Origin of the sequence: Flavobacterium phycosphaerae (assembly GCF_010119235.1) — a bacterium.
Classification (GTDB): Bacteria; Bacteroidota; Bacteroidia; order Flavobacteriales; family Flavobacteriaceae; genus Flavobacterium; species Flavobacterium phycosphaerae.
The window spans coordinates 1725165-1745193 of record NZ_JAAATZ010000001.1 but is presented as its reverse complement, the minus strand read 5'-3'; the positions used below and the strand labels follow the sequence as shown (position 1 = coordinate 1745193).

Annotated in this window: 17 protein-coding genes; 6 read left to right on the top strand and 11 right to left on the bottom strand. The window is 37.7% G+C overall.

Annotated features, from left to right (window positions below):
* The first annotated feature begins 39 nt into the window (after nt 1-39).
* Nucleotides 40-1602: a ribonuclease Y gene (gene rny, locus GUU89_RS07705; protein WP_162127369.1), complete on the top strand. Its 1563-nt coding sequence runs from the start codon at nt 40-42 to the stop codon at nt 1600-1602.
* A gap of 44 nt (nt 1603-1646) precedes the next feature.
* Here the strand turns inward: rny and GUU89_RS07700 are convergent, their stop codons facing one another.
* From GUU89_RS07700 to GUU89_RS07680, 5 genes are all read right to left on the bottom strand, one after another.
* Nucleotides 1647-2042 (bottom strand): response regulator, encoded by a 396-nt coding sequence (locus GUU89_RS07700; protein ID WP_162127368.1) that lies wholly within the window; start codon nt 2040-2042, stop codon nt 1647-1649.
* 70 nt (nt 2043-2112) lie between these two features.
* Complete coding sequence (xerD, locus tag GUU89_RS07695; RefSeq protein ID WP_162127367.1) at nt 2113-3012, bottom strand: site-specific tyrosine recombinase XerD; 900 nt, start codon at nt 3010-3012, stop codon at nt 2113-2115.
* A gap of 76 nt (nt 3013-3088) precedes the next feature.
* Nucleotides 3089-3673 carry a porin family protein gene (locus GUU89_RS07690; protein ID WP_162127366.1) on the bottom strand — a complete coding sequence of 195 codons (585 nt, stop codon included), beginning with the start codon at nt 3671-3673 and terminating at the stop codon, nt 3089-3091.
* Between the two features lie 122 nt (nt 3674-3795).
* Nucleotides 3796-4308: a porin family protein gene (locus tag GUU89_RS07685; protein WP_162127365.1), complete on the bottom strand. Its 513-nt coding sequence runs from the start codon at nt 4306-4308 to the stop codon at nt 3796-3798.
* A gap of 125 nt (nt 4309-4433) precedes the next feature.
* On the bottom strand, nt 4434-5015 hold the full coding sequence (locus GUU89_RS07680) for an outer membrane beta-barrel protein (protein WP_162127364.1): 582 nt from the start codon (nt 5013-5015) through the stop codon (nt 4434-4436).
* A gap of 283 nt (nt 5016-5298) precedes the next feature.
* Here GUU89_RS07680 and aroQ point away from each other — a divergent pair, with 283 nt between their 5' ends.
* Both aroQ and GUU89_RS07670 read left to right on the top strand, forming a co-directional pair.
* Entirely contained in the window at nt 5299-5712 is a 414-nt protein-coding gene (aroQ, locus tag GUU89_RS07675) for a type II 3-dehydroquinate dehydratase (protein ID WP_162127363.1), read from the top strand.
* A gap of 18 nt (nt 5713-5730) precedes the next feature.
* Nucleotides 5731-8211 (top strand): DUF5686 and carboxypeptidase regulatory-like domain-containing protein, encoded by a 2481-nt coding sequence (locus GUU89_RS07670; RefSeq protein ID WP_162127362.1) that lies wholly within the window; start codon nt 5731-5733, stop codon nt 8209-8211.
* Nucleotides 8212-8495: 284 nt separating this feature from the next.
* Here the strand turns inward: GUU89_RS07670 and GUU89_RS07665 are convergent, their stop codons facing one another.
* The 6 genes from GUU89_RS07665 to GUU89_RS07640 all read right to left on the bottom strand — a co-directional run bounded on the left by GUU89_RS07665 (nt 8496) and on the right by GUU89_RS07640 (nt 16181).
* Entirely contained in the window at nt 8496-9263 is a 768-nt protein-coding gene (locus GUU89_RS07665; RefSeq protein WP_162127361.1) for a sulfite exporter TauE/SafE family protein, read from the bottom strand.
* 48 nt (nt 9264-9311) lie between these two features.
* Nucleotides 9312-9761, bottom strand: a complete 450-nt coding sequence (locus tag GUU89_RS07660; protein ID WP_162127360.1) for a hypothetical protein — start codon at nt 9759-9761, stop codon at nt 9312-9314.
* A 2-nt stretch (nt 9762-9763) separates the two neighbouring features.
* On the bottom strand, nt 9764-11074 hold the full coding sequence (gene murA / locus GUU89_RS07655) for a UDP-N-acetylglucosamine 1-carboxyvinyltransferase (RefSeq protein WP_162127359.1): 1311 nt from the start codon (nt 11072-11074) through the stop codon (nt 9764-9766).
* A gap of 84 nt (nt 11075-11158) precedes the next feature.
* Nucleotides 11159-11872, bottom strand: a complete 714-nt coding sequence (locus GUU89_RS07650) for a DUF4290 domain-containing protein (protein ID WP_162128644.1) — start codon at nt 11870-11872, stop codon at nt 11159-11161.
* Complete coding sequence (locus GUU89_RS07645; protein ID WP_162127358.1) at nt 11872-12156, bottom strand: DUF493 family protein; 285 nt, start codon at nt 12154-12156, stop codon at nt 11872-11874. Before GUU89_RS07645 ends, GUU89_RS07650 begins: the two co-directional genes overlap by 1 nt.
* Before the next feature lie 101 nt (nt 12157-12257).
* Nucleotides 12258-16181, bottom strand: coding sequence for a BNR-repeat neuraminidase N-terminal domain-containing protein (locus tag GUU89_RS07640; RefSeq protein ID WP_162127357.1), 3924 nt, complete (start codon nt 16179-16181; stop codon nt 12258-12260).
* A 284-nt stretch (nt 16182-16465) separates the two neighbouring features.
* Between GUU89_RS07640 and GUU89_RS07635 the strand changes: the two genes are divergently transcribed.
* The 3 genes from GUU89_RS07635 to fmt all read left to right on the top strand — a co-directional run bounded on the left by GUU89_RS07635 (nt 16466) and on the right by fmt (nt 19937).
* The gene (locus tag GUU89_RS07635; RefSeq protein WP_162127356.1) at nt 16466-17002 is read left to right on the top strand and encodes an AAA family ATPase; all 537 of its coding nucleotides are present in this window, start codon (nt 16466-16468) and stop codon (nt 17000-17002) included.
* A 92-nt stretch (nt 17003-17094) separates the two neighbouring features.
* Nucleotides 17095-18987, top strand: coding sequence for a RecQ family ATP-dependent DNA helicase (locus GUU89_RS07630; protein WP_162127355.1), 1893 nt, complete (start codon nt 17095-17097; stop codon nt 18985-18987).
* Between the two features lie 2 nt (nt 18988-18989).
* Nucleotides 18990-19937, top strand: coding sequence for a methionyl-tRNA formyltransferase (gene fmt / locus GUU89_RS07625; RefSeq protein WP_162127354.1), 948 nt, complete (start codon nt 18990-18992; stop codon nt 19935-19937).
* Nucleotides 19938-20029: the final 92 nt, after the last annotated feature.

The window sequence follows — 20029 nt, the reverse complement described above, 5'->3', positions numbered from 1 at the left end:
TAATGTAGGCTTTTTTTATATATAAACACTAACAAAAACATGGGAACTATACTAATTATAATTGCTTTAATCGCAGGAGTCGGCGGAGGTTTTGGAATTGCAAAATACCTCGAAAAAAACAACGTCTCCAATATGATTAAGAATGCTAAAAAAGAAGCTGCTTCTATTTTAAGAGATGCTAACGTGGAAGCCGAAAACATTAAAAAAGACAAGCTACTTCAGGCCAAAGAAAAATTCTTGGAGCTGAAATCGGAACATGAAAAAGAGATCTTAAACAAAGACAAGAAAATTGCCGAAGTAGAAAAAAGAACCCGAGACAAAGAATCTCAAGTTTCAAGCGAATTGGCCAAAGCTAAAAAAGTAAACGATGATTTCGAAGCCAAAACCAATGAATACAACTCAAAAATTGAGCTGTTAGACAAGAAACAACAAGAACTTGAAAAACTGCATAAGAGTCAGGTGGAACAACTAGAGGTAATCTCTGGTCTTTCAGCTGAAGATGCTCGAGAGCAATTGGTAGAAAGCTTAAAAGCAGAAGCCAAAACCAAGGCAATGTCGCACATTCAAGACACCATTGAAGAAGCTAAATTGACGGCTCAACAAGAGGCTAAAAAAGTAATCATCAACACCATTCAACGCGTCGGAACAGAAGAAGCAGTAGAAAATTGTGTATCTGTTTTCAATATTGAATCAGATGATGTTAAAGGAAGAATCATTGGCCGTGAAGGAAGAAACATCCGTGCTTTGGAAGCGGCTACAGGAGTAGAAATTATTGTAGACGATACTCCGGAAGCTATCATCCTTTCCTGTTTTGACCCGGTTAGACGTGAAATCGCCCGTTTGTCTTTACACAAATTGGTAACTGACGGCAGAATTCACCCGGCCAGAATTGAAGAAGTAGTAGCCAAAACGACCAAACAAATCGATGACGAAATCATTGAAGTAGGTAAACGTACGGTAATCGATTTAGGAATACACGGTTTACATCCTGAATTAATCAAAGTAGTCGGAAGAATGAAATACCGTTCTTCTTATGGACAAAACCTATTGCAACACTCGCGCGAAGTTTCTAAGCTTTGTGGTATCATGGCTGCCGAATTAGGATTGAACGTGAAATTAGCGAAACGTGCCGGTTTACTTCACGATATCGGGAAAGTGCCGGATACGGAAAGTGATTTACCACACGCTTTATTGGGAATGCAATGGGCTGAGAAGTATGGCGAAAAAGAAGAAGTTTGTAACGCCATCGGAGCGCACCACGATGAGATCGAAATGAAATACTTAATCTCTCCAATCATTCAGGTGTGTGATGCTATTTCAGGAGCAAGACCGGGTGCAAGACGTCAAGTTTTAGATTCTTATATCCAACGTTTAAAAGACTTAGAAAACATTGCCTTTGGCTTTAACGGTGTTAAAAATGCTTATGCCATTCAAGCCGGACGCGAACTACGCGTTATAGTTGAAAGTGAAAAAGTAAGTGACGAAAATGCCGCTAATCTTTCCTTTGAAATTTCGCAAAAAATTCAAACTGAAATGACTTATCCGGGACAAGTTAAAATTACAGTAATTAGAGAAACAAGAGCAGTTAATATTGCTAAATAATAGCTATCTTAATAAATAAAAAAGGCGACCAAATGGTCGCCTTTTTATATGGAAAAAATTGATTTTATAGCTTCAATGGTTACCGGTTTCAAGTAGTAATCCTTTACCTCGTCTTGAAAATCTTTAGCTCTGTCTTTATCAACCGTATTGTCTGAGGAGCTAATAATATAAATGATGATATCCTTTTCAATTTTATCTTTAAGAAGCTTATACTCTTCCAAAAACTGCCATCCATCAAGAACCGGCATATTAATATCAAGCAAAATTAAATCCGGTGGTGTGTCACCCTTTTCAATTTTATCCTTTATACCCTCAATAGCCACCAACCCGTTTTCAAAAAAAGACAGATTTAAATTTATATTATTGCTGGTTAGTAATTTCTTGATAAGAAAATGATAAATCTTATCATCATCTACTACAAAAACGTCGTTAAACTTCATTATTTTAAAAGAGATTTGGGATTATTCTTTTGTTTAAAACCGATGCTAATGTAATTAAAAATACTTAAAATTACTTTTTTCGAGGATGAAATGTATGCATGATTTGTGTTAAATGTTTTCTATCCAAGTGAACATAAATCTCTGTAGTGGTAATCGATTCGTGACCCAACATCATTTGAATTGAACGCAAGTCCGCTCCGTTCTCCAACAAATGCGTAGCAAAAGAATGCCTTAGTGTATGAGGGCTAATATTTTTATTCAGATTTATTTTCACCGCTAATGTTTTGATTATAGTAAAAATCATAGCTCTGGTAAGCTGTTTCCCTCGTCGGTTTAAAAACAAAGTATCTTCAAAACCTTTGGCTATATCGAGATGAGACCGAATGCTGTTTTTATATACTTCAATGTACTTTTGTGTGGTAGTAGCAACCGGAACAAAGCGTTGCTTATTTCCTTTTCCGGTAATTTTTATAAAACCTTCCTCAAAAAACAAATCAGAAATCTTCAGGCTTACAATTTCAGAAACACGAAGACCGCAACTATAAAGCGTTTCAAGCATAGCCCTGTTACGTTCTCCCTCAGGAGTAGACAAATCGATAGCGCCAATAAGATTATCGATATCAGCAACCGATAAGGTATCCGGTAGTTTTCTTCCGATTTTGGGCGCCTCAATTAACTCCATTGGATTATCAACCCGATAATCTTCAAAAATCAAATAGGCAAAAAAGCTTTTTAATCCTGATATAATTCGGGCTTGCGAACGGGCATTAACTTCTTTGGAAACGGCATAAATAAACTGTTCAATAGTAGCTTCATTTATTTTTTCCGGAGCTACATTAATGTTATTCTGCACTAAGAAATCACACAATCGCTCTAAATCAAAGGTATAATTGGCAACTGTGTTCGTTGACAAACCACGTTCTAATTTTAAATAAGTTTGAAAGCTTTTTATATAGCCACTCCAGTTCATAGTGCAAAGTAACAAAATGATTTATAATAAAAAAACCACGTCAATGACGTGGTTTCTATAGCTATCTTAAACTGTATTATAATTTAAACACACAACCAACATCAAAACTGCCGTAAGCATTTTTTATATTAGTAGATGAATCTTTTGAAACATCGCTAAGTCCGGTCATTCCTTGATAATCAATTAAAATACTGATTTTATCAGATACTGCAATTTTATAACCAATTCCATAATTTAAACCTATTTGAGTAGTGTTTGCCAAATCTTTGATATCTTGACTATTATCTTTGGCTGACATAAGAAAACCAAAGCTTGGCCCAAAATTTAAATTCCATTTTTTAGTACTTCCAAAGTGCCAATTAGCATTAACCGGAATTGTCAAGTAATTTAATTTTTCTTTAAGTCCGGGCAATTCTGTTCCCATTGTCTGGAATAACAATCCGGAACGTAAACTCCATGTTTTGTTAAAAAAATAATCTCCCGCTAGTCCATAAGCGACTGCAGAAAGCGAAGAGTTAGCCGATCCTGTGTCAGCTCCATAATAATTGGATGTTGAAAAACCAAGATATGGGATAAGTTCAATCGTTCCTTTCTCTCTGGCTTGGGCATTGGCAAAAGTTGCAGTTAGAACAACTGCCATTGTTAAAATAATTTTTTTCATGATATATTCTTAAAATTAGTAGGACAAATGTAACAGAATATATCAAAAAAACAAGTAACAGAGTTTTATATAATAAAAAAACCACATCATTGACGTGGTTTCTATAATATATTTGGAGGATCTTAGAATTTATAACCTACTCCAACTAAGAAATGGTTAACTTTTGAATCGCCTGTTAATCCAATAGAGTATCTTGCCTCTACTAAGAAATTTTCAGTGATGTCATAAGAAGCACCTAAATCAAGATTAAACGTAGTTTTGTCCTGAGCTTCAGAATCAGTATTGTAATACAACGATGGACCGGCTAATAAATTGAATTGTTCTGCCACTTGGTATTTTACCAAAACGGGCACACTCAAGAAATTAGCTTTGATATCAAAACCATTTACGGTTTTAGAAGCAGAGTGATAACTAATACCTGGTTGCAGTACAAACTGGTCAGCAATAGCAAACTCGGCAAAACCTCCCAAATAAAATCCGGTCAATGATTCAGAACCACCACCGGCAATCTTTACCGATATCATATCTAAACCGCCTCTTACTCCAAATCTCATGTCATCAGAGCCACCCTTTTTTTGCGCAAATGCAAAAGTTACCGCTAAAGCAGCAACCATAGTCAAAATAATTTTTTTCATGTTTTGTTGATTTTAAAATTAGTACGACAAATATAAAATTATTAAGTAAAGAATAAATAAGGCAAATGACGTATATAAAAAAACCGCGCCATTGGCGCGGTTTAAATTTTGAAGTTCTACAAAAATTATAGTTTGTAGATTAAACCTAAAGTGATAGTTGATAAATCACCACCTAATTTAATAGTGTTTGTAGCTTCAGCACCTGTAGTATCAGCTTTCTCTGAAGTGTAGCTTAAACCAGCCCACTCAGTAGTGATAGCGAAACTATCAGATACGAAATAATGTAAACCTACAGGAACATTAAGTCCGATAGTGTTAGTTTTTACATCAAAAGCATCTTCTTTCTCAGTCATGTAAGATAATTGACCTCCTAAAGAAAGAGAAAATTTGCTAGCAGGAGTCCAGAAGTATTTAACACCAGCTGATAATCCAAAACCTGTAGTTTTAACTTCAGCAGTATTTTTAGATGAACTGTACTCTAAAGATCCAACAAGCGCTAAGTTTTCAGTTAAGAAATAACCGATACCTGGAGCAATTGTCAAACCGTCAGATTTTAAATCACCTTGTTTTTCATTCATAAAGTTAACAGTACCTGTAAGGTAGATGTCTCCTTTACCAAATCCTTCTCCTGAACCTTCTTTTTTGTCTTGTGCGTTAGCAAACGATAAAGCGAATACTGCAGCAACTGTTAAAATAATTTTTTTCATGTTTGTTTAATTTTAAAATTAATAAAGCAAAAGTATAAGTAATATAATACTAGCGCCAGTAAGGGTTGTTACAGTTATCAACAATTTTATTAACAAAATATTTCTGTAACTTATTTAAAAACAAACAAATAACCTGATATCAACAAAAAAACACGATTGTCGCATTTTTTGAAAACTGACAAAATTCAATCAATTTCAGGCTGTTTCTTACAAATAGTTCATTTTTTTGCCACTATTACTATTGTAAAAGATTATTTATACATTTACAGAAACATAGAATTGTATGAAAATTATAATAATAAACGGTCCAAACCTGAATTTATTAGGGCAAAGAGAACCCGAAATATATGGCAGTCTGTCGTTTGACACCTTTATCAAAGGCCTGAAAAGAAAATATACCTCAACCGATATACAGTATTTTCAAAGCAATATTGAGGGGGAACTTATTAATAAACTTCAGGAAGTAGGCTTTTCTTATGACGGTATTATCCTTAATGCTGCCGCTTATACACATACCTCTATAGGTATAGGCGATGCGGTAAAAGCCATCACCACCCCGGTTATCGAAGTACACATCTCTAACACTTTCTCACGAGAGTCTTTTCGTCACCAATCGTTTATTTCGCCTAATGCTAAAGGAGTCATTATTGGTTTCGGATTAAAAAGCTACGAACTGGCCCTACAGTCTTTTTTATAAAATTATATCACTCTCTATATGCTATCAAAAAAAACACTTGCGCTTTTATGTTTCTTAGTAACCTTTGGTGCTTTGGCCCAAATCAAAGGAACTGTTACTGACGCCAACGGAAAACCGCTGCCTTTTGTAAACATCTTTGAAGAGAACACCTATAACGGAACGACCACTAATGACCTAGGGAAATTTGAATTGAATGTCAAAACACCCGGAACCCATAAAATCATTTTTCAGTACCTGGGATTTAAAACCGCCAAGCAAGTAGTTGAAGTAGAAAAAGCACCGATAGTAGTTGATGTGGTAATGCAGGAAGAAAACATTACGCTAAGAGAAGTAGTAATCAATCCAAAAGACAATCCGGCAAATGAGATCATCAGAAATGCCATTAAGAACAAAAAGGAAAACTCCGAAAAAACAGCCCGCTATAAATCTGATTTTTATTCACGCGGCATTATCCGTTTAAAGGAGGCTCCCAAAACCATCATGGGTCAAAAGTTTGATTTTTTTGATGAAATATTAGACTCCACCCGAAGCGGTATCATTTACCTCTCGGAAACGGTTTCGCGAATCACGTTCCAAAAACCGGATAAGATGAAGGAAGTCATCGTGGCTTCTAAAGTAAGCGGCAAAGACAATGGCTTTAGCTTTAACAATGCCGCTTCGGTAAATTATGATTTTTATGAAAACTATCTGCCTTTTGAAGTGAATGTGGTCTCCCCTATTGCCGACAATGCTTTCAACTATTATAAGTACAAATTTGAAGGGTCGTTTTTTACCGAAAACCGCCAGCAAATTAACAAAATCAAAGTGATACCGCGACGCGAAAACGAACCGGTGATGGAAGGCTACATCTATATCGTAGATGATTCGTATGCCATTTATGCTACTGATTTGTCTATCAAAGGCAAGCAAATGCAAGTTCCCATTATTGATAATTTAACGCTCAAACAAAGCTTTAGTTATAATACCAATAGTAAGATTTGGGTAAAAAACACCCAGACGCTCGACTTTGTAGCCGGGATGCTCAGCATTAAAGTCAATGGTAGGTTTACTTATGTGTATTCTAATTTTGAATTTGAAACCACCTTTGCCAAGCGAACCTTTACCAATCAAATCTTATCGTTTGAAGAAAACGCCAATAAAAAGGAAGACTCATTTTGGAACACCATCCGTCCGGTGCCTTTAACAGAAGAAGAATCTACGGATTATCTCAAGAAGGATGTGCTGCAAACCAAAAAGAAATCGCAGAAATACCTGGACTCTATTGATGCCAAGCACAACAAATTTCGTCCGATGGATATCTTGAGTGGCTACAGCTATAAAAATTCGTTTAAAAAATGGTCTGTTAATTACGATGGCCCATTATTTTTCCCTTCGTTCAACACGGTGCAGGGTTGGCGCATTAATGCCGGGCTGTCTTACTTTAAACGCAATGAAGAAAAAAGAAGTTACACCAGCATCAGCACTCGTTTTGACTATGGCTTTTCGGAAGAAAAAATAAGAGGGACGTTCAACTTTGCTCACAAATTCAATAACATCAATAACAGTTTGTTATCGGTAAACGGAGGAAGCATGGTCAGTCAGTTTAACCGCAGCAATCCTATTTCTAACATCGTCAACTCGGTGAGCAGTTTATTTTTCAAAAACAATTTTATGAAGTTGTATGAAAATAATTTCGCCGCCCTTTGTTTCGAAAGAGAAGTGGTTAATGGGTTTCATTTGTATACCAATGTAGAATACAGCGAGCGCAAACCACTTTACAACACCACAGATTATTCGGTTGTAAAAAGCGATGATCTGTATAGTTCAAACAATCCGCTTTCGCCAAATGACGAGACAACCGCCGCTTTAACCAAACACAATTTAGTCAAAGCCAATGTAGCGATGCGATTTAATTTCGGGCAAAAATACTTATCCAGACCGGATGGCAAATACAACATTCCGAATGACGATTATCCGACCGTAACGTTAGGTTTCGAAAAAACGATGGCAGCTACGGACAAAGCCTATGAATACGATTTTGTTTCGGCCAAAGTAGGCTATGATGTAACTTTGGGCAATAAAGGATACTTGCAACTGAATTTAAAAGGAGGCAAGTTCTTTAATGCCGAAAACATTTCGTTTGTAGATTACCGTCATTTTAACGGCAACCAAACCCACATTGGGCAAGGCGATAGTTATACCAATGTGTTTAATCTTTTACCTTATTATGCTGCGAGCACCAACGACCGCTTTTTTGAAACCCATATGGAGCATAACGACAAAGGGTATATTATGAATAAACTGCCGTTGCTAAAATATTTGCAATCACAGTTAATATTGGGCTTTCACAACTTAGCCATCCCTGACCGGAAACCGTATCAGGAATTCTCAGTAGGTTTAGACAATTTAGGTTTTGGAAAATTAAAGGTACTACGAGTTGATTACGTTCGTTCGTATCAAAACGGTTATCAAGGGGATGGTGTAATTTTTGGCTTGAAATTTTTAAATGTATTGGAGTAAGTTTTCGGGAATGGTTCATTGCCCTTAAAAAACCAACTTTTGAGCATTTCCAAGCCTTCCCAGCCTAAGAACGGGCTTCTAAATGATAAAAACGAGTTTCTAAATGGTAAGATTGAGCTTCTGAATCTTAAAAACCGGTTTATAATTAGTTAAAACCGGTTGCTGATTTATAGGGATGTCCTTCAGAAGCCTAAAACCCGTTATCGATGACCTATTCACTTGCTTCGAAAGACTACAACCCTACTTCTTATTCCTTAGATTGGTTATTTGAAGCGGTTTGTCTTTTATTTAAAAAACACATCGTAGCCAAAACGAATTAGCGTACCAACAATCACTATCAAAAAGAAGATTCTAATGAATTCGTTTCCTTTTTTGATGGCCAGCTTGGCGCCTACCCAACCGCCAACGGCATTGCAAAGAGCCATAGGGAGCGCAATAGCCCAAATGATTTTGCCTTTCAATACAAAGAGGCAAATAGAACCGAAATTGGTCGCCAGATTTACCATTTTGGCATTGGCAGAAGCGTGTAGAAAATCGAAACCCAAAACCGTTACAAATCCTAAGACCAAAAAGCTACCGGTCCCGGGACCAATGAATCCGTCATAAAACCCGAGGCAAACGCTCATTAGGACAGCCAGCAACAGTTGAGTTCTTGGAGTATGTTCTTTGGCTTGATGCGCACCGAAATCTTTTTTGGTAAACGTATAAATGGCAATCAAACTCAATACAATGAGTAGTAAAGGCTTCATGAAATCGTTGTGCACCAACGTTAATAAATTAGACCCTAAGAAGGCCGCACTAAAAGCCACCACTGCCATTACCGCCAGCAATTTCCAGTTCATTTGTACCTTTTTCAAATACTGATAGGCCGCAAAACTGGTTCCGCTGAAAGCCGGAATTTTTAAAGAACCTATGATGGAAGCCACGGCATAATTGGGCAACAATATCAAAGCCACCGGGGTTTGTATCAAACCACCGCCGCCCACGATAGCATCTACAAACCCGGCAAAGAAAGCGGCTACACAAAGCAGTATGATGATGTAAGTTTCCATGCTTTTATTAAAAAAATCCCAACGGGTTGAAGTCCATTGGGATTTTGTTTATTTCTTTCTGTAAGGTTCGTATTTGTTCTGCCAAGTCTCGCAGATGATTCCCTGGAATTTCCCGTCAGTTCCCAGCCAAATCCTAATCTCCCTGACTATCTCATTGCGTTCAAAATTGGCCTTGTATCGGAATATTTTTGAATTACTCGTAGACGTATCATCAATAACTTCAATGAGTTTCATATCAATGAGGTTGCCGTTGGTTTTATCCAAAACATCACAAGCACTCAATACTTTATCAGACGTTAGTGCAACTAAACCATTCTTACCAACTTCTTTTTCACTAAGCGGAACAAACTGCCTTGTTTTGCAGCTTCCCATAACCCTCATGCCAAAATCATACACTTTTGCTTTCTCCTTTTCAGAAATGGAACTGATGTCGGTTCTGCGGTACGTCGTTTTACACGATACCAAAAGCAGTAACAAACAAAAGGATACGGCTCTCAAGATTATACTCTCACAATATTAGCCCCCAATGCGCGAAGTCTTTCGTCAATGCGCTCATACCCACGGTCAATTTGTTCAATGTTTTGAATGGTTGACGTTCCTTTGGCCGAAAGGGCTGCAATCAATAACGAGATTCCGGCACGAATATCAGGTGAAGACATGGTCGTAGCTTTCAACTGTGATTTGAAATCATGTCCCATAACTACCGCACGGTGCGGATCACACAACATAATCTTAGCTCCCATATCAATTAGTTTATCCACAAAGAACAAACGGCTTTCAAACATTTTTTGGTGGATGAGCACATCGCCATTGGCTTGGGTAGCTACTACCAACACTATACTCAACAAGTCAGGCGTAAACCCGGGCCATGGCGCATCGGCAATAGTTAAGATAGAACCGTCGATATCTGTTTTAACGGTGTACCCTTTGGTATGTGCCGGGATGTAAATGTCATCTCCTTTTTTCTCTAACGTAATTCCCAGTTTTCTGAATACATTCGGAATAACGCCAAGGTTTTCCCAGCTTACATTTTTGATGGTAATTTCGCTTCGGGTCATGGCGGCTAATCCAATCCATGAACCTATTTCAATCATATCCGGCAGGATGCGGTGTTCGCAACCTCCTAATTTGTCTACTCCTTCAATCGTTAATAAGTTTGAACCTACTCCGGTGATTTTGGCACCCATGGAGTTCAGCATTTTACACAATTGTTGCAAATACGGTTCGCAAGCGGCGTTATAAATAGTAGTGGTTCCTTCAGCTAAAACAGCGGCCATTACGATATTGGCTGTTCCGGTTACCGAAGCTTCATCCAACAACATGTGAGCGCCTTTCAAACGGGTTTTGGTTTCCACTCCATAAAAATGGTCTTCTCTTTCGTAACGGAATTTAGCACCCAAATTAATAAAGCCTTCAAAGTGGGTATCCAAACGACGACGACCAATTTTATCGCCTCCCGGTTTTGGAATATACCCGCAACCGAATCGGGCTAACAACGGCCCCACTATCATAATAGATCCTCTTAAACTTCCGCCTTCTTTTTTAAAAGCTTCGGTTTTTAAATAGTCAATATTTACCTCATCGGCTTGAAACGTGTAGTCTCCTACTCCGTTCTTTTGGATTTTAACGCCCAAATTACCTAATAAAACGATTAGTTTATTGACATCTATAATATCCGGAATATTGGTAATTCTAACTTTTTCTGAGGTTAATAATGCAGGACACAAAACTTGTAACGCTTCATTTTTTGCCCCTTGTGGTTGTACATCTCCTTTTAGTTGAATGCCACCTTCTATTTTAAAAGTTCCCATTTTTTATAATGTATGATTACAAATGAATTAGGAGTTTGAGCAGTTATGGCTTTGCACTCATAACTTATAACTCACAACTCATAACTATTTCTGATTGTTATTATTGTTTTTCTGAAAAGGTTTTTTACCGTTCTTATTGCTTTTTATTTTAGCATTTTGTGGCGGCATATTTTTGTTGGATATTTTTTTATTGGTCCGCATCAAATCGTTGGTGTTCAACAATTCTTCCGAGCTTTGCAACAGGTTTAGTTTGCCTGCTGACAATTCAAACAAATGCTCAAAAATCACGGTATCGGTTACCGTGTCTTTGTTCCAACTCAAATAGGATTTTTTCATATGGTTGGCAATGACTTTTACCAAAGCATTTTTCATTTCGCCGTCTTCCCAACTGTTGGCCACATCAATCATGTATTTGATATTGTTACCATAAAAGCGGTATTTCGGATTTTTTTGAGGGTAAGCCAAACGTTCCGGTTTCAGATGAATTACATCTTTGGTTGGAATCGGATAAGGAGAATCGACATCCAATTTGAAATCGGACATGATAAAAATCTGATCCCATAGTTTGTGCTGAAAATCGGGCACATCACGCAAATGCGGGTTTAAACTTCCCATGACCTGAATGATGTATTTGGCGGCTTTGTTGCGCTCTTCCTTACTCTCGATTAAAGTAGCTTGGTCAATCAATTTTTGTAAATGGCGACCATACTCCGGTATAATCAAATGGGTTCTTTCGGCATTGTATTCCAAATGATGCACTACATCATTGGCATTTTCTTTAATATATTTTTCCGCCATCATAATGATATAATCCCTTCAATATTTGAAACCTCGATGTATTTTTCAACCACTTGTTCCGGACTCTCCATCATTACATTGATAGAAAGACTGGTGTATTTTCCGGTTTTTGATTGTGTAGTTTGTATCACGGCACCCAGGTTGTCAAAAGCATTTTCTACTTCCTCAACTTTTTTAGGATCTGTGGGTACAATAAATTTATATAAGTATTCGCTGGGCCAGGTTGACGTATTGTTCAACTCTTCTCGCAAGCGGGTATAAAATTCTGTCGTTTTCTTGTCCATTCCTTCAAAAATAAAAGCAAATATACAGTAATGATTTTAAATTTTAGAGACAAAAGCAGACAGAAGTTTGTCAAGCGATTTTTAATAAATCGAATTCGTTTTTAAGGATGAACTGATTCAACACCACCGTCTGAATTATTAAACAGAAAAGGGAAATCCAAAATTTCAACAAATCCGTCTCCATTTAAATCAGTTGCCTGATATCCTTCAGCTCCGGCATCACTGCTATTGAATAATGGTGAAAAATCCTGAACTTCAATAAATCCATCTTGATTGAGATCTCCGGAATAAAAACCATAAACTCCGGTTTCCAACAATTTCATGTTACTTCCATAGGCTTTTGAAGCAGCATCACTAAAATTATAAGTTGCCGGTGTCGGACCAACCGTTATAGGATTGGCACTCCAAGTTTCTATTGCATTCCTGTGTTTAATCGCAACATAAAAGAACCCATTAGGTGCCGAATTGAAATTAGCAACGGCATTACCGTTTGTTTGTAACATAGCAGTAGTTGAAGTAACTAAGGCATGAGTAGTTGTATTATGTAATTCAACAGTAATATTATCCACATTGGTTGTACTTACCCCTACTCCTTCATTTAACAATACTGATCGCATAGCATGTGTTGCCGTATTATAATAACCTTCTATATCCATTTTAAGATTGACGACCGAACTGCAATTGTATACAAAAGTAGCACTGACAGTATGAGGCACAGAGACATTAGTAAAGGTAAAAGTTCCTGTACTTACAGCCGCTGGATTATTTACTCCGTCTATCAAAACAGTAGCAATTTGATAGCAGGCATTAGGTGTTATAGTATAGGATTGGTTGGCACCACAGCTTACAGCAGTAGAACCATTAGGAGAAATACTTCCATTGGTTCCTGCAGAAGCGGTAATGGTTTTAGCATCAAGAGCCGTGGTAACTGAAGCGCTGGCGGAACAGCCATTAGTTCCTGTAACAGTAACAGTATACAAACCTGCTGAACTTACTGATATACTTTGAGTAGTAGCTCCTGTTGACCAACTATAACTCGAAAAAGCTCCAACGGTAAGCGTAATAGCATTTATACAAATAGGGGCATTTCCTGTAATAACCGGATTGGGGGCGGGATTAACTATAACTGTTACGTTTTGAGTATTACTGCATCCATTTGAAGTGAGTGTAAAAACATAGACAACGTTTATTGGATTCGTGGTAGTATTAATTAGTATTTCATTAGGCGCCGAAATTTGTGGGGTAGTAACAGCAGCGTTACTTATCCCTACCACTGCTGCTCTTGTCCAAGTGTAAGTTGCTGTTGCCGGAGCAATAACCGGGGTATATGTGAAAGCAACATTGCTACAGCTAGCATTTGGTGTCAATGAACTGGTTAAATATGGTGTTGGTGTAAATGAAATCGGGTCGGAAGCTATACCATTGGCAGTAACTACAAGTGAATATGTTGCTATCGGTAATCCGGCAGGTAATGTAAATTGAGCACTATCGGCAAGATTTCCTCTTCTTACTCCGGTTGAGTTCCAATTGAAAGTACGACAATAATACACATTTGCCCCATTAGTCAATCTGATGACCGGGTAATTGGTTGACATTTGCCAATCGTCACCATAGTTAGCTCCTTGTGAAATACCATTGAATTTTGTCCCGGTTATTTGATAAGCATTACAAGACGTTTGATTAACAGCAGAAATAGTCGGTTTCCCGGCTACCGTTGAACTGCCTGTTGGCTTATAAATGTAGTAATTAGAAGAGTTGCTACTCTGATTTTGAGCATACATCACAGAACCATCAGGCAAGTCCAGAAAATTGGTTTGATAACAGGCAATATTCAAAGAATATCCACCACCCGGAGCATGAATCTGTGTAAATGCATTGGTCAAATAATCAAACTCATAAAAATAAGTTGGTGGGATAAACAATGTTGCAGAAGACGTTGGCGATGGCGAAACAGCACAAAGTACTTTCCCGTTTGCCATCATAGCCATTGGGGCATCCGGTGCTCCGGTAGCGTTAGGCAATGATGGTCCGACGGCCCAAGTTCCCGGGCTCGAAGTTCCTGAAGGTGTATAAAAAGCGGAAGTTCCCTGAGCACCAAGGAAGAAAGCTCTACCATCAGGCAACAAAATAGCACCACCCGTTTCATCTCCAAAAGAATCATAAAGAGATACCGGCACTGTAGCATCAGCCACCCAAGTATTGGTTGCAGGTATATATCTTTCAGAATTTGTACTCAAACGATCCACAAACAAAATACTGTTGTCGGGTAATTTAATCCATGCTGATTCATTATGTATCCCTATGCATGTTGGTCCTGCACTGAAGGTATTTGTGGTCGGATTGTATATTTGATTGCCTTTAAGCGTGCCGGCAACTAAGGCTTGCATTACTCTACCATCTTCCAAAATTTCAGAATTAGCATCACTAATATTAACTCCGGGTGATGGTGCGGCAGTCCAAGTATTAGCAACAGGATCATAAACTTCTGCCTTTTGCAAACCAGTTCCGTATTCTCCTCCTGCAACATAAACACGTCCGTCTTTTAAAACCTGAGAAGAAAAAAACAAACGGGTATCAGCCATAGCGGCAGTAGTAGTCCAAGTTCCGTTTATATAACTACCGTTAGCATCTGGTGTAAGTTTGTCCCACAAAGTTCCATTACCATCAGTACCTCCGGAATTAGTATGACAAATAACACTACCGTCCGAAAGTAATAACATAACCCCATGATTGGCATGAGGTGCTGTTGCAGTAACTTTTGTCCAAGTTCCTTCGTCAATAATAGTTTGAGAACCTGTAGGACAAGTAACAGTTGGTGTTCTAACGCCCATAGTCCCAGAACCGGTTATTTGAGTACAGCATCCTTTTAAAATATCTCCAAGTGTTGCGGTAGCTTTTGTATCATAAGTAATCCAAAAGTAATTTGTCCCTTCAATTAGAGTTGCTGAACCTGTGACTGAGAAAGCCCCATTCGGACTTGTTGTAGTGGTTCCGAACTGGGTAGAAGTTGAAAAAGTGCTACTACCTCCTGTAAAAAATACTTTAGCATTGGTTATATCATTAGTCGGGCTGGTACTCCCTGTTGTGGAAAGAGCAAGATTGCTTATCGAAAATGGTGTAGTAGTTCCTGCAACTACTACCTGAACCTGAATTACAGCGTTATTGGTAGCGCTTCGTACTACACCCCTTGCATTATTAACAAATGTAGTGGTACAAGAGGTAAAAGTCATAGGCGAAGCAACCGGAGGTGTCCAAGTATAAGTCAAACCTGATGCTGGAATATTAGTGGAAGACAAGTTGCCAACAGCACTAATAGTAGTTCCTGTTACCGAAGTAGCCCAAGTATTAGTTCCGTTTGTAATACTTCGAAGGTTAAAATCCTGAGTAGAATTACCCAACAAACCAATATTACCGGACTCAGTTGCGCTATCTGCACAAGCATTAGCTCCCATAGTGGTGGCTGCCGTAACCGTTCCCCAAACCACTTGAACCGTATTCGAAGTTTCATTTAAAATAATTTGAAAAGTATAACTATCTCCTGCAGCACCTCCATAATGTCTACATTCTGTCCATTGAATTATAAACTTTCGGTTAGGAGACGAACCCGTTACACCATACTTAATAGAAGAGGTAGCTGTGCCTCCAATTAAATCAGTCCCATAACCCGCAATAGAATTGGCCGCACTTGTCTGAAGTCCGCAATAAAAACCGGCTGTTGAAACTGCTCCCATGGTAATAAAACCATTAGCATTAATTCCCAAAGTTGTGTAGGCTACATTATTGTAAGTAAAACTAAACGGAATTGTTATTAAAGTAGATACCTCATCGTCCCATGTCGTTCCTGACACTAATGTGGTTCCTCCGGACAATGCCGTGTAAGTTCCTGAAGAAGAAGCAAAAGAATAATTGCCTACTGTCGCATTCGAATGATTGGAAAATAAAACAAACAGTATTAATATAAAACATGATTTATTTAGGGCTTGCCAGAGAGTTCCTAACTCCTCTTTAGGATAAAATTGCTTCATTTTGGTTGGGTTGGTTGGTTATATCTATTTCAAATGTAGTTATTTATGTTAAATTTTAACATTTTTTTATAAAAACTATTACTCCATTACAAAATTTTCTTTTACAACTCGTTTCCAGTCTGTTACATCTCTTTTAAAAACAATGTTGTTATACTGTATAATCTCATTACAATGGTTACTTTGGTGTAACAAAAAATTAATTGAAGATTGGGAAGAATAAAATCTCAAAACACTTTCGGTATTCTAATTTGTTTCAATAAATTTGCGCCTTATTTCAAAAAATCTTGAAAAAAGAACTCATAGTCATAACTGGTGGTCCCGGTACCGGTAAAACCACTATAATCGATGCACTCATCGAACAGGGCTATGCGTGTTTTCCCGAAATTTCGCGTCAAGTAACCATGGAAGCCAAAAAACAAGGCTTTGAACAACTGTTTTTGGAAAAGCCATTGCTATTCAGTGAATTATTATTGGAAGGCAGAAAAAAACAACACCAACAGGCTACTCAGGACCAAGCCGAAATTGTATTCTTAGACCGTGGCATTCCGGATATTTTAGCCTATATGCATTATATCGGCGATAGTTACCCTGCTTTTTTTGACCAAGCCAGTAAGGAACATAATTACTCCAAAGTATTTGTACTGCCGCCTTGGGAAGAAATCTACGAAAGTGACGAAGCCCGTTACGAAAACTTCGAGCAAGCCAAATTGATTTTTGATCATTTAAAAGAGACTTATCAAAAATACGGTTACGAACTAATTGAAGTGCCAAGAGGTACTGTAGAAGAACGTATTCAGTATATCTTAAACCAACTCGCATAATTACATTTTTTGTGTAAGAGCAGGACAATTCTTTTTTATACTTTTATAAAAAAATTGGAGCAGTTCATGATTCCTAATTGACCATTCATCCTTTGAATACAGCGATAGAAATTCTTCAAAAGTATTGGAAACACGATGCTTTCCGCGAGCCGCAAGCTGACATTATTGCTTCGGTGATTGACGGCAAAGACACTTTTGCTTTGATGCCCACGGGCGGCGGAAAATCAATTTGTTTTCAGGTACCGGCTATGATGCAGGAAGGAATGTGTTTTGTCATATCGCCACTGATTGCTTTGATGCGTGATCAAGTACAAAACCTGCAGAGTAAAGGCATAAAAGCTATTGCTTTGACCGGTGGCATCCATCAAGATGAGATTATCGATTTGCTGGACAATTGCCAGTTTGGAAATTACAAATTCCTTTATCTTTCTCCGGAGCGGTTACAAAACGATTGGATTTTGGAACGCATCAAAAACCTTCCGATTAACTTAATTACTATTGACGAAGCGCATTGTGTTTCCCAATGGGGACATGATTTCCGTCCTGCTTATTTAAAGATTGCACAGCTTAAGGAATTCTTTCCAAAAGTTCCTTTTTTAGCTTTGACCGCCTCGGCAACACTACGAGTTAAAGAAGATATTATCGCTCAATTAAAACTCGACAATCCGCAAATTTTCTCGAAATCATTTTACCGCGAAAATATTGCTTACATGGTTTTTGAAACCGAAGACAAGCTGCATCTTTTACAACAAATTCTGAAAAAAAATCCACAACCGTCTATTGTTTATGTAACCAATCGGAAGTCATGTTTAGAAACGGTTTACCAACTGGAGAATATGGGTTTTACCGCAACTTTTTATCATGGCGGTTTGACCAACAAAGACAAAGCCAACCACATGCAACTTTGGATGGAAGAAAAAGCGCAGGTCATGGTTGCCACCAACGCATTTGGAATGGGGATTGACAAAGCGAATGTCAAAACGATTATTCATTTGCATTTGCCACAAAATCTCGAAAATTATTACCAAGAATCCGGGCGAGCCGGGCGCAATGGAGAGAAAGCCTTTGCCGTTATGCTCAACAATCCGTCAGATGTGTTACATGCCGAAGCACAATTCATCAGCATTTTGCCCGATAAGACTTTTTTGAATTTGGTGTTTTCTAAATTGTGCAATTACTTCCAAATAGCCTATGGTGAAGGGATTGATGAGCAATTTGGTTTTAATCTGAATCAGTTTTGCACTAAATATAATTTCCCGATACTCAAGACCTATAATGGTTTACAGTTTTTAGACCGTCAAGGTATCATTACTTTGTCTCAGGAATTCTCCGAAAAAATCAGCATTCAATTTATAATTCCTTCCAAAGAAGTGATTCGATATATGAGTCTGAATCCGAATGACGAAGAAATCATGCTAACGATTTTGCGAACCTATCCCGGAATTTATGACATGCAAACGGCTTTCAATCCGCAGTTGATTGCCAAAAAATCAAATAACCTTGACACCGCAGTGCTTTCTCTTTTGCAAAAACTGAAAGAGAAAGGTATTATTGAAATGATTGCTAAAAACAATGATGCGACAATTACTTTTAATGAAGTCAGGGAAGACGAGCGCACTATCAACAGAGTTTCCAAACACCTGGAAGCTCAAAACAAATTAAAAATGGAGCAATTGCAGGCCGTACTTAATTATAGTAAAGACACCAAATCCTGCAAACAAAAACTCTTAATGCACTACTTCGGAGAAAAGCTGAAAGAAAACTGCGGTAGTTGCTCTTATTGTATTGCCAAAAACAAGAAACCTCAAAACCCGGAGTCGGTTACTGAGAAAATTATTGAATTATTAAAAATGCAAGACTTCAATTCGAGAGATATTCAAAAGTTGACTAAATTTCCGAAAGACGATGTTATCTTTGCGCTGCAAAAGCTATTGGAAGATGAAACCATCAGTATCAAATCAAATAATTTATATTCCTTAAAATAAGAATGGAAAAATTGCGCATTGTTTTCATGGGAACGCCTGAGTTTGCCGTGGGTATTTTAGACACAATTATCAAAAATAATTACGAAGTGGTTGGTGTTATTACGGCGGTAGATAAACCGGCCGGTCGTGGCCAAAAGATAAAATACTCTGCAGTAAAAGAATATGCTTTGGAGCACAACCTGAAATTACTGCAACCTTCCAACCTAAAAGAAGAAACTTTTTTAGAGGAATTAAAAAACCTGCAGGCCAATTTGCAAGTCGTTGTTGCTTTCAGAATGCTACCGGAAGTCGTTTGGCGTATGCCCAAATTAGGCACCTTTAATCTGCATGCCTCTTTGTTGCCTAACTATCGAGGAGCTGCTCCAATCAATTGGGCTATTATTAACGGAGAAAGAAAAACCGGCGTTACAACTTTTTTTATAGATGATAAGATTGATACCGGTGCGATGATATTAAGTAAAGAAATTGAAATCAGCGATAATGAAAATGCAGGACTACTTCATGACCGATTAATGGTTTTGGGAAGCGAGGCTGTTACGGAAACTTTGGACTTAATAGCAAAAGTAAATGTATCAACTACAATTCAAATAGATAATGCTGAAATAAAAACAGCCTACAAACTCAATCGTGACAACTGCAAAATAGATTGGACAAAATCGGCTGCAGAGATTCACAATCTAATTCGTGGCTTATCGCCTTATCCTTCTGCTTGGTGTTTCTTTAAAGACAATGGTGAAGAATGGAGTGTAAAAATATACGATGCCAAGATTATTTCGGAAAGTCATTCGTTTCAAACCGGTCAAATTATTACCTCAAAAAAAGAAATTAAAGTAGCCGTAAAAGATGGTTTTATTCAAATTATAAGTTTACAACTTCCCGGAAAGAAAAAAATGCAGGCAAATGAGTTGCTAAATGGTGTTACCTTTTCCGAAAAAGCGCAAGCAGAATAAGGTCTCAAGCGGTTTTTGAATAAAAAAATCGATGAAAAGCACGGGTTTATCAACAAATAAATCAAGTTATCAACAAAATTTTGAAAAAAACA

Bases quoted from the DNA above. Each gene is read 5' to 3' on its own strand.
- rny (WP_162127369.1), top strand. From the start codon at position 40: ATGGGAACTATACTAATTATAATTGCTTTAATCGCAGGAGTCGGCGGA.
- GUU89_RS07700 (WP_162127368.1), bottom strand. From the start codon at position 2,042: ATGAAGTTTAACGACGTTTTTGTAGTAGATGATGATAAGATTTATCAT.
- xerD (WP_162127367.1), bottom strand. From the start codon at position 3,012: ATGAACTGGAGTGGCTATATAAAAAGCTTTCAAACTTATTTAAAATTA.
- GUU89_RS07690 (WP_162127366.1), bottom strand. From the start codon at position 3,673: ATGAAAAAAATTATTTTAACAATGGCAGTTGTTCTAACTGCAACTTTT.
- GUU89_RS07685 (WP_162127365.1), bottom strand. From the start codon at position 4,308: ATGAAAAAAATTATTTTGACTATGGTTGCTGCTTTAGCGGTAACTTTT.
- GUU89_RS07680 (WP_162127364.1), bottom strand. From the start codon at position 5,015: ATGAAAAAAATTATTTTAACAGTTGCTGCAGTATTCGCTTTATCGTTT.
- aroQ (WP_162127363.1), top strand. From the start codon at position 5,299: ATGAAAATTATAATAATAAACGGTCCAAACCTGAATTTATTAGGGCAA.
- GUU89_RS07670 (WP_162127362.1), top strand. From the start codon at position 5,731: ATGCTATCAAAAAAAACACTTGCGCTTTTATGTTTCTTAGTAACCTTT.
- GUU89_RS07665 (WP_162127361.1), bottom strand. From the start codon at position 9,263: ATGGAAACTTACATCATCATACTGCTTTGTGTAGCCGCTTTCTTTGCC.
- murA (WP_162127359.1), bottom strand. From the start codon at position 11,074: ATGGGAACTTTTAAAATAGAAGGTGGCATTCAACTAAAAGGAGATGTA.
- GUU89_RS07650 (WP_162128644.1), bottom strand. From the start codon at position 11,872: ATGGCGGAAAAATATATTAAAGAAAATGCCAATGATGTAGTGCATCAT.
- GUU89_RS07645 (WP_162127358.1), bottom strand. From the start codon at position 12,156: ATGGACAAGAAAACGACAGAATTTTATACCCGCTTGCGAGAAGAGTTG.
- GUU89_RS07640 (WP_162127357.1), bottom strand. From the start codon at position 16,181: ATGAAGCAATTTTATCCTAAAGAGGAGTTAGGAACTCTCTGGCAAGCC.
- fmt (WP_162127354.1), top strand. From the start codon at position 18,990: ATGGAAAAATTGCGCATTGTTTTCATGGGAACGCCTGAGTTTGCCGTG.